The 14,880-nt window shown below is 58.8% G+C and carries 11 protein-coding genes; 4 read left to right on the top strand and 7 right to left on the bottom strand.

Features of this window, described 5'->3' with window-relative positions; genetic code table 11:
- From ACRESJ_RS20085 to ACRESJ_RS20095, 3 genes are all read right to left on the bottom strand, one after another.
- Positions 1-1,158: OmpP1/FadL family transporter (locus ACRESJ_RS20085; RefSeq protein ID WP_431759451.1), on the bottom strand; the 1,158-nt coding region annotated here is incomplete at its 3' end.
- A gap of 146 nt (positions 1,159-1,304) precedes the next feature.
- Positions 1,305-1,787 carry a hypothetical protein gene (locus ACRESJ_RS20090; protein ID WP_431759452.1) on the bottom strand — a complete coding sequence of 161 codons (483 nt, stop codon included), beginning with the start codon at positions 1,785-1,787 and terminating at the stop codon, positions 1,305-1,307.
- Positions 1,788-2,063: 276 nt separating this feature from the next.
- Positions 2,064-2,288, bottom strand: coding sequence for a hypothetical protein (locus tag ACRESJ_RS20095; RefSeq protein ID WP_008051046.1), 225 nt, complete (start codon positions 2,286-2,288; stop codon positions 2,064-2,066).
- A gap of 995 nt (positions 2,289-3,283) precedes the next feature.
- Here ACRESJ_RS20095 and ACRESJ_RS20100 point away from each other — a divergent pair.
- Both ACRESJ_RS20100 and rmuC read left to right on the top strand, forming a co-directional pair.
- A complete protein-coding gene (locus ACRESJ_RS20100) occupies positions 3,284-3,607 on the top strand; it encodes a sel1 repeat family protein (protein ID WP_431759453.1) in 324 nt (107 codons plus the stop codon).
- 196 nt (positions 3,608-3,803) lie between these two features.
- Positions 3,804-5,147 carry a DNA recombination protein RmuC gene (rmuC, locus tag ACRESJ_RS20105; protein ID WP_431759459.1) on the top strand — a complete coding sequence of 448 codons (1,344 nt, stop codon included), beginning with the start codon at positions 3,804-3,806 and terminating at the stop codon, positions 5,145-5,147.
- Between the two features lie 123 nt (positions 5,148-5,270).
- Here the strand turns inward: rmuC and ACRESJ_RS20110 are convergent, their stop codons facing one another.
- On the bottom strand, positions 5,271-8,741 hold the full coding sequence (locus ACRESJ_RS20110) for a hybrid sensor histidine kinase/response regulator (RefSeq protein WP_431759454.1): 3,471 nt from the start codon (positions 8,739-8,741) through the stop codon (positions 5,271-5,273).
- Positions 8,742-9,157: 416 nt separating this feature from the next.
- Here ACRESJ_RS20110 and ACRESJ_RS20115 point away from each other — a divergent pair, with 416 nt between their 5' ends.
- A complete protein-coding gene (locus ACRESJ_RS20115; RefSeq protein ID WP_431759455.1) occupies positions 9,158-10,309 on the top strand; it encodes a TDT family transporter in 1,152 nt (383 codons plus the stop codon).
- A gap of 97 nt (positions 10,310-10,406) precedes the next feature.
- A complete protein-coding gene (locus ACRESJ_RS20120) occupies positions 10,407-12,281 on the top strand; it encodes an MFS transporter (protein WP_431759456.1) in 1,875 nt (624 codons plus the stop codon).
- A 124-nt stretch (positions 12,282-12,405) separates the two neighbouring features.
- Here the strand turns inward: ACRESJ_RS20120 and sugE are convergent, their stop codons facing one another.
- The 3 genes from sugE to rdgC all read right to left on the bottom strand — a co-directional run.
- On the bottom strand, positions 12,406-12,720 hold the full coding sequence (gene sugE, locus ACRESJ_RS20125; protein ID WP_085716911.1) for a quaternary ammonium compound efflux SMR transporter SugE: 315 nt from the start codon (positions 12,718-12,720) through the stop codon (positions 12,406-12,408).
- Between the two features lie 118 nt (positions 12,721-12,838).
- Complete coding sequence (locus ACRESJ_RS20130; RefSeq protein WP_431759457.1) at positions 12,839-13,804, bottom strand: bile acid:sodium symporter family protein; 966 nt, start codon at positions 13,802-13,804, stop codon at positions 12,839-12,841.
- 162 nt (positions 13,805-13,966) lie between these two features.
- Positions 13,967-14,880 (bottom strand): recombination-associated protein RdgC (rdgC, locus tag ACRESJ_RS20135; RefSeq protein WP_431759458.1); only part of this gene is annotated, 914 nt, incomplete at its 5' end.

Below are 14,880 nucleotides of genomic sequence, written 5' to 3' on the forward strand. Positions count from 1 at the left end.
GGAGTAGGCGACGTCGATGGTCAGATCATCGGTGACGTTGTAGCCGGCGCCAAGGCTGAAGATTGTGCGGTCACCTGTAGGAATACGCGGGGATCGGTCGGTATTGTTGGTAGGCGACTGATCAAAGCTCAGGCCGGTGCGCAATACCCACTGCTTATTCAGCTGGTAGGAGGTACCGATGGCGTAGGCCCAGGTATCGTGCCAGTTCTGCTCTTCTGTAATGGTGCCGAACAGGGCCGGGGACAATGCACCGCCTTGTGCCGCCGTTACACCGTCGTTGTTGACGGTGATGTCTTTCAAACGGCTCCAGCGAGTCCAGGTGGAACCTGCATAAAGGGTCCACGCATCCGTCAGCTGTTGTGTCACGGAGAAGTCGACAGATTCAGGTGTTTCGATTTTCAGCGAAGCATCGTATCGATTGCTTTTCAGGAAGGCGGAAGGTGAATTTGCGCCTGCGGTGATATCGGTATGACCTTCAATCTTGTATTTCACTTTCGAGTGATAGGTCAGGCCGACACGAGTGGTGTCTGTTGCTTGTACCAGGACCCCGAAGTTGTAGCCAAGAGCGACATCATCCCCTTTGATTTTGACGTGGGTATTGCCAAAAAGAGGTACATCCGACTCCAGAGTGCCGCCAATGCGGTTGATGGTCGGGCCGAAACCAATCGATACTTTGTCGTTAAAGGCGTAGCTGACGGTAGGCTGGACGGTGACAACCTTGACTTCACTCTTGCTGCCGAAACCGGCACCCTGGAAGCCATTTTCATAGTCGGTAATCAGTCCAAAAGGTGCGTAGACACCGAGGCCGAATGCCCAGTGATCATCAATCGGCTTGACGTAATAGCCCATCGGAACGGCTGTGAATGGCACCATGTCGCCTTTGTTGGTACCCGGGTGGGCGCCTTGGGCGTCTTTGATATCAGTCGAGGCATCGATAGCTGCGATCCCGCCAGTGACTTCCTGGCGCTTGATTCGCGACATGCCGGCAGGGTTGCCAAAAATAGTGGATGCGTCGTCGGCAGAGGAAGATCGCCCGGCAAAACCTGTACCCATCCCGCTGATGCTTTGTTCGTTGAGGGCAAAGCCACTTGCGAAGATCTGGGTGGATGCCAAGGCAACGGCGAGGCTAAGGGTGGTTTTGAGCATTACTTTTTTCATTATTAGAACTCCTGGTGATCACCGGGGCGAAAATTACCAACATTTTCGTCCCGGCGCCATAGGCTGTATGCCTTGATTTAGAGCGGTTTTGTAGGACAATCCGACCATAATCGCGGCGTGTTGCGCGATCTTTGGATCCAGAGGTGTCAGCAGGCTACCTGATTCAGGGGTGAAACACAGGTTTGCCAGGCGCAGGTGAAATCACGCAGACGCCCCTGGGGCTGAAATGTCTGGCGCCAGATTCTGGCCATACCCAACAAATCGTCCGGGGCGGGGAGGGGGGTATTCTGTTCTTCCACCAGCAGCCAGGCGATGGCTGTGGCGTAACGCAGGTTGACGGTCAACTCGAGGTGCGGGCCGCTCAGAAACGCATGCTGACTGGCCAGGCCGCGGACCAGGCTCGCACGTTCCGGATCAAGGGCCAGGTAATGGTCCCAAAGGGCCTGGTGGCGGGGCTCGGCGAGGCGGTACAGGCCGGGCCCACGGCGGTCATGCAGGGCGGAACCAAGGGCGGACTGGCTGGCGGCAATGCCCAGCAGCAGGGATTCGGCAGTAGCGCTATGTTGTCCGAGATAGATCAATGTCGGACGAATCACATAGCGGCACAGTTCGCTGGCAGCGATACCCATAAAACCCTCGAAACCTGAATTGGACGGCGACACCTGAAGGGGGGCTTGGCAGCTGTGAATCGGCTCAGGCTCGCCGCAAGCGGGTCAAGCCGCTTGAGTTGAAGTGTAGTGTCATATTCGCGCTGTAAAGGCCTGTTTTTAAAATATTTCCAGCGACCAGTTATAACCGTTATATCGGATCGTGCTTAGCCGTGGTGCGCGGGGAGGGAAACATCAGGCAATAAAAAGCCCTGCTTTTCGGGCAGGGCTTTCGGGGTTTTCAGCCTTTCTGGCGTTTCAGGCAACCAGTGCCTGACGGGTACGCTCGATCACGGCCTGCAGCGGCTCGGCGCTGGAGTATTGATCGGGGTACAGGCGTTCGCTGTGACGAGCGATGCCGTGTTCGTTGACCAGGGTGAAGCTGAAGCAGCCTTTGCGAGCGGCCATGATCAGGCAGTTCATTGGTGCAAAAGCGTTGGTTAGGGTGCGAATGGCATCCTGAGTCTGGATTTGAGTAGACATTATTGGGTGTTCCTACAAATGACACGGATAAGAACCGTGCAACGTTAAAACGTTCCAGTAACGTCGATCACCATTGATCGAACGAAGAACCCGACTGGAACAAAGCAGCCAGTTTGAAGCGCTATATGTTTGCGCGCTTGGGCCGGCAGGTAGGTACTTAGGAGGGCAGGCAACACATCGAGGGCAAAGGTTCTGGGCCCGGGGTGAAGATCCTGATCAATTTGCAGGTTGGTTCGGTCAGAGTAATCGGGACTGGCAACACCCTTTGTTTTCGATTCAAAGGTGTGTCGACGCAAGAATTACCTGGAAACCATCGAGGTGGTCGATCCCGCTTTTTTCGGTTGAGGCTTCCTTTGGGAAGGCTGTCCGGGGGGATTTGTTCGACCAGAATTGACTTTCAGCTTGGTACTAACGGCGCGGATACTAACGGATTGAATCCATTAAGGGAAGTGTGTTAGCGAAAAGAATGGGTCGGTCGAGCCGGATCGGGTCGTTTGGAAGTGCTTGCGGGAACCTGTATGAATCGAGTGAATGCTCGGAAATGGCCTCGAATCCGACCGAAGGTCATGACCATCCGGCGGATAGAAGCGGCCTGGAACGAGGGTTTGGCACGGTTTATCCCCAACCCGGATGACAAAATGCGTCGAAAAAGCGCATCGATATAACCATCCTTAAGTCACTTGTGCACATTCGTTGTGCTGGCTGTCACGCCGCTGTCATCCAGCCTTCAAGCTCAGTGGGTGCCTGTAACCAAAATTTAAGTCAATGAAAAACATCGCTTTTTTTTACTGGTGAAAAAATCGTCAGTTTGACTGGAGGCCCCATTCCATAGGGCTTTGCGGGATTCCAAGGGCGGTTGTCCACTGAGTTATCCACAGCTTCTGTGGATTGTCCCGAGCGCTTGCTCTAGGACGGGCGTGCCGGTTTTTTTTCGGCTTTACCTGTAAGAAAAAAAGAGTAGAGTGGCGCGCCTTCCGATCTGCCCACAGTGCTTTATGAAGTTTCGTACACCATCCGATTCCTCCTCCTCCAAAACGTCCACTGTTGTGCCTCCCAAACGCTTTTCGATGCGTGTGGCCGAGTGGCTTTTGGATAGCCCGCGCCTAAGTGAAAATCCGAACGTCAAACACATCGCTGGACGCTTACTCAAGCAGCCGGCCCGTGAAGGTGTGGTGGCCGCACAAAGCCGCCTCGGTCAGTTGATGTGCCGCGAATGCGGAAACGCCCGGGATCGCCGGATTGGCCAGGACCTTCTGCGTTCGGCCGCCCGGGCAGGGGATGTGCGGGCGCAACAGGAACTGGGTCTGATCGAAGACTGAGCTGTCCAAGACCTGACGCCTTGGTTAACCTTCAAACTTTATTTCGAAGGCAGGAATGGCTATGGCTATGGACTTGACCAGCTTGTTGCTCGGTCTGGCGGGCGCGGCGTTGCCGTTGCTGGTGTTGGCCTGGCAACTTCAGCGCAAGGCGAGCACCACGGCGGCAGACGTCGCGCTATTGGAAGAGCGCCTGGCCATGGCGCAACTGGCACAAGACGGCCTGAACGCGCAACTTGAAACCTGCCGCGACGAAGTCGCTGACCTGAGCCAGGCCAATGCCGCCAAGCAGGCAGACCTGGCCGCCGTGCGCCGTGAAGTCGAGCTGTTGCAGATTGAGCGTGACGATGCTCGCGACGCTGCCCACGCCTGGAACATCGAACGCGCCGGCAAAGAAGCCGAGCTGCGTCGCCTGGACGCCCAGGCGGCGTCACTCAACGCTGAATTGCGCGAGCAACAGGAAAGCCATCAGCAACGCCTCAACGACCTGCAAGGCTCGCGAGATGAGCTACGTGCGCAGTTCGCCGAGCTGGCGGGGAAAATCTTCGATGAGCGTGAGCAGCGCTTTGCCGAAACCAGTCAGCAGCGCCTGGGGCAGTTGCTCGATCCGTTGAAGGAACGCATTCAATCCTTTGAAAAACGCGTCGAGGAAAGTTATCAGGCCGAGGCACGTGAGCGCTTCTCACTGGCCAAGGAACTGGAACGGCTGCAGCAATTGAACCTGCGCCTGAGCGACGAAGCCACCAACCTGACCCGCGCCTTGAAAGGGCAGAAAACCCAGGGTAACTGGGGCGAGCTGATTCTCGAGCGAGTGCTTGAGCATGCCGGATTGGAGAAGGGCCGCGAGTATCAGACCCAAGTCAACCTCAAGGGCCCGGACGGCGAACGTTTCCAGCCGGACGTGATCATCTATCTGCCCGGCGACAAGCAGGTGGTGGTCGACTCCAAAGTCAGCCTCACGGCCTACCAGCAATACGTGGCCGCTGAAGACGAAGCCATTGGCCAGATCGCCATGAAGCAGCATGTACTGTCGCTGCGCAGCCACGTCAAAGGTCTGGCCGGCAAGGATTACAAGCGCCTCGACGGTTTGCACAGCCTGGATTTCGTCCTGCTGTTCGTCCCGATCGAAGCGGCATTTTCCGCTGCATTGCAGGCTGAGCCGACACTGTTTCAGGAAGCGTTCGACCGCAATATCGTGATTGTCAGCCCGACCACGTTGCTGGCGACGTTGCGCGTGATCGACAGCCTTTGGAAGCAGGAGCGACAAAGCCAGAACGCCCGGGAAATCGCCGAGCGGGCCGGTTGGCTGTACGACAAGTTCGTGTTGTTCATTCAGGATCTGGATGAGGTCGGCAATCGCCTGCAGCAACTGGACAAGGCCTACAGCTCGGCGCGTAACAAACTGACAGAGGGGCGTGGCAACCTGGTCAGTCGCAGTGAACAGCTCAAGTTGCTAGGGGCGCGGGCGAGTAAAAGCCTGCCAGCGGATCTGCTGGAGCGGGCGATGACCGATGTCGATGGGTTGGTCGAATTGCCGGAATAGCGCACCCCTGTAGGAGCGAGCTTGCTCGCGATGGAGGCACAGGCTCCGCGGCGTATCAGGCAGCCCGCGTTATCGTTGACGTCCATCGCGAGCAAGCTCGCTCCTACAAAGGGGGCAGCGCGATTACAACGGCAAATGCCGACTCAACAACGCCCGCAACGCCGCTGGCTTTACGGGTTTGGCCAGGTAATCCAGTCCCGCCGCATGCACTTGCGCCATTGTCTCCGGTCGCCCGTCTGCGCTGATCACAACGCCCGGTACAGGCTCGCCCAGTCGGGTACGCAACCAGGCCATCAATTCGGTTCCGGTTTCGCCATCGTCCAGGTGGTAATCCACCAGTGCCAGCTGCGGGCGGACCCCGTCATCGAGCAACGCCATGCATTCATCGCGGTTGCGTGCGGTCCAGACCTGGCAACCCCAGCGGGTCAGTAGACTGTTCATGCCGATCAGGATGCTGTCTTCGTTATCGATGCACAGCACCTGGGCGCCGCTCGGCAATTTGCCATTCAGTTCGCCAGCCTTGGTTGGCAGTGCCGTTTGCGCCCGGGCCAGCGGCACTTTGACGCTGAACACGCTACCGCGCCCGGGCCATGAGCGCACCAGCAAGGTATGCCCCAACACTCGGCACAGACCATCGGCGATCGCCAAGCCCAATCCAAGGCCCTTTTCAGCGCGTGTCTGATGGCTGTCCAGACGTTTGAATTCTTCGAAAATCACCTGCTGCTTGTCTTCCGGAATCCCCGGCCCGCGATCCCAGACTTCCAGGCATAGCTCGCCTTTACGGCGACGAACGCCCAGCAGCACCGGTCCCTTGGCATAGCGAAAGGCGTTGGTGAGGAAGTTCTGCAGGATGCGGCGCAGCAGTTTGATGTCGCTTTCAATGCGCAGCTTGCTGCCCCTGACGCGGAACTCCAGTCCTTGTTCCCGGGCCAGTGCCTTGAACTCGGCGCCGAGAGTGTCGAACAACTCATTGAGGGCGAATGGTTTGGAATCGGGGTTGATCTTGCCGTTTTCCAGGCGGGAAATATCCAGCAGATCGCTGATCAGGTCTTCGGCTGAGCGCAGCGAGCTATCCAGGTGCTGGACCAGCTTTTGCGCCTCACCCGACAGGCCATCGTCCTGATGAGAGAGGGCGGCGGAGAACAGTCTCGCAGCGTTCAGCGGTTGCATCAGGTCATGGCTGACAGCGGCCAGGAAGCGGGTTTTCGACTGGTTGGCCGCCTCGGCGGTGCCCTTGGCTTCGGTCAGGGCCACGTTAAGTTGCGACAGCTCGTGGGTACGTTCGGCGACCCGCTGCTCCAGTCCTTCGTTGGCTTCGGTCAGGGCCTGTTCGGCTTCGCGAAACGCGGTAATGTCGGTGAAACTCATGACAAAACCGCCGCCCGGCATCGGGTTGCCGATCAGCTCGATCACCCGGCCATTGGGGAACAGCCGCTCGGAGGTATGCGCACGGCCCTGACGCATCCAGTGCAGGCGCCGTGCAACGTGCACTTCGGCCTCGCCGGGGCCGCACAGGCCACGCTCGGCATTGTGGCGGATGATGTCGGCAATCGGCCGACCGACGCTGATCAAGCCATCGGGGTAGTTGAACAGCTCAAGATAGCGACGGTTCCAGGCCACCAGTTTCAGCGACTGGTCGACCACGCTGATGCCCTGGGTGATGTTCTCGATCGCCCCTTGCAGCAGCGCACGGTTGAACTGCAAGACTTCCGAAGCTTCGTCGGCAATGCGCACGACGTCCTCCAGTTGCATCTCCCGTCCTTCAATGGCGGCTTTCACCACCGCCCGGGTCGACGAGGCCCCGAGCACACCGGCGAGCAAGCGTTCGGTATGGGCGATCCATTCACCGTCGGCGTTTTGGTTGGGATTGAAGCCTTTACCCTGGCGATAGGCAAAGCGAATGAAGCTTTGGCGGGCGCGTTCTTCACCGACGAATCGGGCTGCCAGTTGCAGCAAATCGTCAATCTGCACCGCCAGCATCGAACGTGCGCTAGGGCGGGCGCTGATTTCCTGGCCGATGAAACGGCCAGCCTGCCAATGCTCCGAGACTCTGGTACGCGACAGCACTGAAACCCAGGCGAACAAGGTGAAGTTGCCAGCCAGGGACAACACTACACCTTGGGTCAGCGGGGTAATCGGCAGGTTCAACGGGTTGCCGTGCAGCCATGCAAGGCCAGGGAAGGTATTCAGGGACATGCCGAGGCTGTGGGCGGCGATCGGCAGGACCAAGGTGTAAAACCACAGGAACGTGCCGGCGGCGAGGCCGGCGAACACGCCACGGCGGTTGGCCTGTTTCCAGTACAGGGCGCCGAGCATGGCCGGTGCCAGTTGCGTCACGGCGGCGAAGGCGATCTGGCCGATGGTTGCCAGGCTCGCGGTCGAGCCCAGCAGGCGATAGCTGACGTAGGCCAGCAGCAGGATGACGACGATGCTCACGCGGCGTACCGAGAGCATCCACTGGCGGAACACTTCAAAGGGGCGTTCGGCGTTGTTGCGGCGCAACAACCACGGCAGCAGCATGTCATTGGAGACCATGGTCGACAGCGCCACACTGGCCACGATCACCATGCCGGTGGCCGCCGACGCGCCGCCGATAAACGCCAACAGCGCCAGGGCAGGGTGGGCCTGTGCCAGCGGCAGGCTGATGACGAACGAGTCCGGCAGCACGGAACTGGGCAGCATCATCTGACCCGCCAGCGCAATCGGTACGACGAACAGCGCCGCCAGGGCCAGGTAGGTCGGGAATACCCATTTGGCCAGACGTAAATCCTGCGGTTCGATGTTCTCGACGACGGTGACATGGAACTGGCGTGGCAGGCAGATGATCGCCATCATCGCCACACCGGTTTGCACCACCATCGAGGGCCAGTTGATGGTTTCCTTCCAGTACTCTTCAAGGCGCGGGGCGAGCATGGCCTGATCGAACAGGTCGTCGAACCCGTCGTACAGGCCAAAGGTCACGTACGCACCCACCGCCAAAAACGCGAACAGTTTCACCAGCGACTCAAAGGCAATTGCCAGCACCATCCCGCGATGGTGTTCCGTGGCGTCGAGGTTGCGGGTACCGAAGACGATGGTGAACAGCGCCAGTACCAGCGATACCACCAAGGCCGTGTCTTGCGCACGAACCCCCATGGCGTCGGCCCCGGCGCCGATCAGCAGGTTCACGCCCAGCACAATGCCCTTGAGTTGCAGTGCGATGTAGGGCAGCACGCCGACCAGGCAAATCAACGCCACCACGACGGCCAGCGATTGGGATTTGCCATAGCGCGCGGCGATGAAGTCGGCGATCGAGGTGATGTTCTCCTGCTTGCTGATCATCACCATTTTTTGCAGTACCCACGGTGCACCGATCAACAACAGGATCGGCCCGAGGTAAATGGGCAGGAATGACCACAGCTGTTCGGCTGCCTGGCCTACTGCGCCAAAGAATGTCCAGCTGGTGCAATAGACCGCCAATGACAGGCTGTACACCCAGGCACGCACGCGCGGTGGCAAAGGGGCGCTGCGACGGTCACCGTAAAAGGCGATGGCGAACATGATGGCCATATAGGCCAGGGCGACGGCGGCAATCAGCCCGCTGGACAGCGACATGGGAACTCCGGATAACCAAAGGCACCCGGGCCTCCCGCCCGGACAGACACAGTCTCGCACGATGGCCGGGGTTAGTCAGTGTCGACCAAGGTCGTGGGGTGGCGGGGTGTCGCAGGGGGATCTTCAGCGAATGGCTCTGGCCTCTTCGCGAGCAAGCCCGCTCCCACAATGTCCGTGTTCACACCGTCCATTGTGGGAGCGGGCTTGCTCGCAAATGGGCCTTACTGATGCGACGCAATCTCTACCAACTGATGCAGCTTCTCGATCTCAAGGGACTAAACACAGCGCCGGATCGAGGTGCGGTGCTTTATATTGTTATCTGCATAATCGATAACATATAGAGATATTACCCGTTATATCGATATTCTTTTCGGATCTATGATGGGCTCTACCTCACCCGAGGACAGGAGTTCGCCATGACATGCACCAACATCGCCAAACCCGGCATCAAGCCTTTCAGCCATTTGCAGCACCCGCGCGAAGTCATTCGCCAGTTCACCCCAAACTGGTTCGCTGCCACCATGGGCACCGGGGTGCTGGCCTTGGCACTGGCACAGTTGCCGGTCACCAATCCGCTTTTACGCGCCCTTGCCGAAGCGCTCTGGCAATTCAATATCGTGCTGTTCCTGTTGTTCACGATGCTCTACGCGGCGCGCTGGGTGCTGTTTTTCGACGAGGCGCGGCGGATTTTCGGGCATTCCACGGTTTCGATGTTTTTCGGCACCATCCCCATGGGGCTGGCGACCATCATCAACGGTTTCCTGGTATTCGGACTGCCGCGCTGGGGCGAAGGCGTCATCGCCCTGGCCGAAGCGTTGTGGTGGCTGGATGTGGCGATGTCTTTGGCGTGTGGGGTGCTGATTCCCTACATGATGTTCACCCGTCAGGAGCACAGCATCGACCAGATGACCGCCGTATGGTTGTTGCCGGTAGTGGCGGCGGAAGTAGCGGCCGCCAGCGGTGGCTTGCTGGCGCCGCACCTCGCCGATGCCCACGCTCAACTGGTGATGCTGGTGACCAGCTACGTGCTCTGGGCATTTTCCCTACCCGTCGCGTTCAGCATTCTGACGATTCTGCTGTTGCGCATGGCCCTGCATAAGTTGCCCCACGAGAACATGGCCGCCTCCAGCTGGCTGGCCTTGGGGCCGATCGGCACGGGTGCGCTGGGCATGTTGCTGTTGGGCGCCGATGCGCCTGCGATCTTCGCTGCCAATGGTTTGCAGGGTGTGGGTGAAGTCGCTGCTGGCACTGGGCTGGTTGCCGGCATCACGTTGTGGGGTTTTGGTCTGTGGTGGATGCTGATGGCACTGCTGATCACGCTGAAATATCTACGCGCCGGCATTCCTTTCAACCTCGGCTGGTGGGGTTTCACCTTCCCGCTGGGCGTCTATTCCCTGGCAACGTTGAAACTGGCCAGCACGCTGCACCTGACGTTTTTCAGTGTCTTCGGTTGTGTGCTGGTGACCTTGCTTGCAGTAATGTGGCTGATCGTCGGCAAACGCACACTGCTGGGCGCCTGGCGCGGTGAGCTGTTCGTCTCGCCTTGCATTGCAGGATTGAAGAAATAAACGCAAAAGATTAGGTAAGGTGTGGCCTGGATCGGTGTGGTGCATTCCAATCAATGTATCCACGCCTCTCTCTACCTCGATCAGGGACACATGGACGATGAGCCACCCCTCACAATTCACCTTGCTGCGCACCCGGCGTTTCCTGCCGTTCTTCGTGACCCAGTCCCTTGGGGCGTTCAACGACAACATCTTCAAGCAGTCGTTGATCCTCGCCATTTTGTACAAGCTCACCATCGAGGGTGACCGTTCGATCTGGGTCAACCTGTGTGCGCTGCTGTTCATCCTGCCGTTCTTCCTGTTCTCGGCGCTGGCCGGGCAGTTCGGGGAAAAATTCGCCAAGGACGCGTTGATCCGTCTGATCAAGCTCGGGGAAATCGCCATCATGGCGGTCGGCGCGGTCGGTTTCATGTTCGATCACCTGTCGCTGATGCTGGTGGCGCTGTTCGCCATGGGTACCCACTCGGCGCTGTTCGGGCCGGTGAAGTACTCGATCTTGCCGCAAGCCCTGCATGAAGATGAGCTGGTCGGTGGCAACGGTCTGGTGGAAATGGGCACCTTCCTGGCAATCCTCGCGGGCACCATTGGTGCGGGGATCATTATGTCGTCCAGTCATTACGCGCCCGTGGTTTCTACCGCGATCATCGGCATTGCCGTACTCGGCTACCTGGCCAGCCGAAGCATTCCGCGAGCGGCAGCCGCTTCGCCGCAAATACGCCTGAACTGGAACATCTTCAGCCAGTCCTGGGCCACGCTGAAGCTGGGTCTTGGACAAACCCCGGCGGTGTCGCGCTCGATTGTCGGCAACTCATGGTTCTGGTTTGTCGGGGCGATTTATCTGACGCAGATTCCGGCCTATGCCAAGGAATGGATGCACGGCGACGAAACCGTGGTGACCCTGATTCTGACGGTGTTCTCGGTGGGTATTGCTGTGGGGTCGATGCTTTGCGAAAGGCTTTCGGGGCGCAAAATCGAAATCGGCCTGGTGCCGTTCGGCTCGTTCGGCCTGACCGTGTTCGGCCTGCTGTTGTGGTGGCACTCCGGTGGGATTCCAGAAAGCGATGCCGGGCATGGCTGGATCGAAATTCTTGGTTTCGGTCACGCCTGGCTGGTGCTGCTCGACATTCTTGGCCTCGGCGTGTTCGGTGGTTTCTACATTGTGCCGCTGTACGCGCTGATCCAGTCGCGCACCGCCGAGAACGAGCGGGCGCGGGTGATTGCCGCCAACAACATTCTCAACGCGTTGTTCATGGTGGTCTCGGCGATTGTCTCGATCATCCTGCTGAGCATGGTCAAGCTGTCGATCCCGCAGTTATTCCTGGTGGTGTCGTTGCTCAACATCGGCGTCAACGCCTACATCTTCAAAATCGTCCCCGAGTTCACCATGCGTTTCATGATCTGGCTGCTTAGCCATTCCATGTACCGCGTGGAGCATCGCAATCTAGAACTCATCCCCGATGAAGGAGCCGCGCTGCTGGTGTGCAACCACGTCTCGTTCGTCGACGCCTTGCTGATTGGCGGTGCGGTGCGTCGGCCGATTCGCTTTGTGATGTATTACAAGATCTACAACCTGCCGGTGCTGAACTTCATCTTCCGTACCGCGGGGACGATTCCGATTGCCGGCCGCCAGGAAGATATCCAGATATATGAACAAGCCTTCACACGCATTGCCCGGTATCTGAAGGACGGTGAGCTGGTGTGCATCTTCCCCGAGGGTAAATTGACCGCCGATGGTGAGTTGAATGAGTTCAAGGGCGGCTTGACGCGAATTCTCGAAGAGACGCCAGTGCCGGTGATTCCGCTGGCCTTGCAAGGGTTGTGGGGGAGTTTCTTCAGCCGCGATCCGGATAAAGGGCTGTTTCGCCGGTTGTGGTCGCGGGTGACGTTGGTGGCCGGGCCGGCGGTGGCGGTTGAGGTGGCGGAGCCTGCGAAGTTGCAGGTGTTGGTGGGGGAGTTGCGTGGGGCCGCTAGATAGCCGCTGGCTGTGCTGGCCTCATCGCGGGCAAGCCCGCTCCCACAATAATCGGATGTGTACACAAAATGTGTGATTCACCTCCGGCCCTGTGGGAGCGAGCTTGCTCGCGATGGTGGTCTGAAAATCAGGCGCTGACCTTGAGCCCAACCAACCCGGTAATGATCAACGCCACACTCGCCAGCCTCACCAGCGCCATGGATTCGCCAAACAGAATGATCCCGGCGATCACTGTGCCAACGGCACCGACACCGGTCCAGATCGCATAGGCCGTACCCAGCGGCAATTCCTTCATGGCAAGGCCGAGCAGGCCAAGGCTGACAGCCATGGCCGTAACGGTCAAAACAGTGGGGAGCGGGCGGGTGAAGCCGTCGGTGTACTTGAGGCCGACGGCCCAGCCGACTTCGAACAGGCCGGCGAAAAACAGAATGATCCAGGACATGAAGACCTCCATCGTCTGACGGGGTCGTCCCCTGATTAATGACTCGATCGAGCCGCGAGGTCGTCCTCGCGTTGCGCAATATAGTGCCCAGCATTAATCCGGGGATCAAGTTTTCGGATCAGTCAGTGGCCTGCTGAGCCGCGACTTCGCGGTCATCCTTCTCGCTCATGCGACGGAAGTACGTCGAGAGCAGGGCACCGGAAATGTTGTGCCAGACGCTGAATAACGCACTCGGCACTGCCGCCAGTGGCGAGAAGTGCGCGCTGGCCAGGGCTGCGCCCAAACCGGAGTTCTGCATGCCGACTTCCAGCGCCAGGGATTTGCGCTGAGCCAATGGCAATTTGAAGACGCGACCGGTGAAGTAACCCAACAGGTAACCGAAGGTGTTATGCAGCATGACCACGGCCATGATCAGCAGGCCTGACTCGGCGATTTTCGCCTGGCTCGCGGCGACCACGGCGGTGACGATGATCACGATGCTTACCACCGAGACCAGCGGCAACACGTCCACCGCGTGACGAACCTTGTCACCCAGCACGCGCTGGGCAACGACGCCGAGCACGATCGGCAGCAGCACCACTTGCAGGATCGACCAGAACAACTCCATGAACGACACCGGCAGCCAGGCTGAAGCCAACAGCCAGATCAATGCCGGTGTCAGCAGCGGAGCGAGGAGGGTGGTGACGGCGGCGATGGCCACCGACAATGCCAGGTCCCCGCGTGCCAGCCAGGTCATCACGTTCGACGAGGTGCCGCTTGGGCAGCAGCCAACCAGAATCACACCGACGGCAATTTCGGGTGGTAAATGAAACGCCTGGCACAGCAACCACGCCACGCCGGGCATGATGATGAAGTGCGCAACCACACCCAATGCCACGCGCCAAGGGTGGCGGGCGACTTCGGCGAAATCCTCAAGTTTGAGGGTCAGGCCCATGCCGAACATCACCAGTCCCAGCAGTGGCACGATGGCGCCTTTGAGGCCGATGAACCAGGCCGGTTGCAGGAACGCAACGATGGCAAAAATCAGTACCCAATAAGCGAAGGTATTGCCGACAAAACGGCTCAGTACTGCCAATGCACGCATGGCTTGATCCTTGTTATGTGAAAAGCGTTAGGGAGCTAAGCATACGCTGCTCGCAAAAAAAGATCGCAGCCTGCGGCAGCTCCTACAAAGGAAACGTAAATCCCAATGTAGGAGCTGCCGCAGGCTGCGATCTCTTTTCAGGCGCCGCCGATGTCAGGCCAATCAGATCCCTTGCGGAATCTCTTCGCCACCCAGCGCTTCCACCAACGCCGGCAGGAAGTCGCCGAAGGTCAGCATCATCAGGGTGAAGCTGGCATCCAGTTGGCCCAAAGCTTCGTCGCCACCGTCCTGTTCAGCCTGGTCTTGCAGCAGGTCTTCGAACTTCAGGCGCTTGACCACCATCTTGTCGTCGAGGACGAAGGACAGCTTGTCCTGCCAGGCCAGCGACAGCTGAGTGACCACTTTGCCGGTGCTCAGGTGCAGCTGAATTTCTTCGCTGGTCAGGTCCTGGCGCTTGCAACGAACGATGCCGCCATCTTCGTGGGTGTCGCGCAGTTCGCACTCGTCCAGCACAAAGAAATCGTCCGCGGCTTTCTGCGTGGTGACCCATTCGGTCATGGTCGCGGTTGGGGACATTTTCACGGTCAGCGGGCGTACCGGTAGAGTGCCGATCACTTCACGAAAGGTGGACAGCAGGTCTTCTGCGCGTTTCGGGCTGGCCGAGTTGACCAGGATCAGGCCCTGTTTCGGCGCGATGGCGGCGAAGGTCGAAGAGCGGCGAATAAAGGCGCGAGGCAAGAAGGCCTGGATGATTTCATCCTTGATCTGGTCGCGTTCTTTCTTATAGACCTTGCGCATTTGCTCGGCTTCGATCTCTTCGACCTTTTCCTTCACCGCGTCACGCACGACACTGCCCGGCAGGATGCGCTCTTCCTTGCGCGCGCTGATCAGCAGGAAGTCACCGCTGACGTGCACAAGCGGTGCATCTTCGCCCTTACCGAACGGTGCAACGAAACCGTAGGTGGTCAACTCCTGGCTTGCACATGGGCGCGCCAGTTTGGTGGCCAGTGCAGTTTCCAACGCCTCGGCATCAACAGGCAGATCTTGGGTCAGGCGATAGATAAGCAGGTTTTTGA

Origin of the sequence: Pseudomonas sp., assembly GCF_050739655.1 — a bacterium.
Classification (GTDB): domain Bacteria; phylum Pseudomonadota; class Gammaproteobacteria; order Pseudomonadales; family Pseudomonadaceae; genus Aquipseudomonas.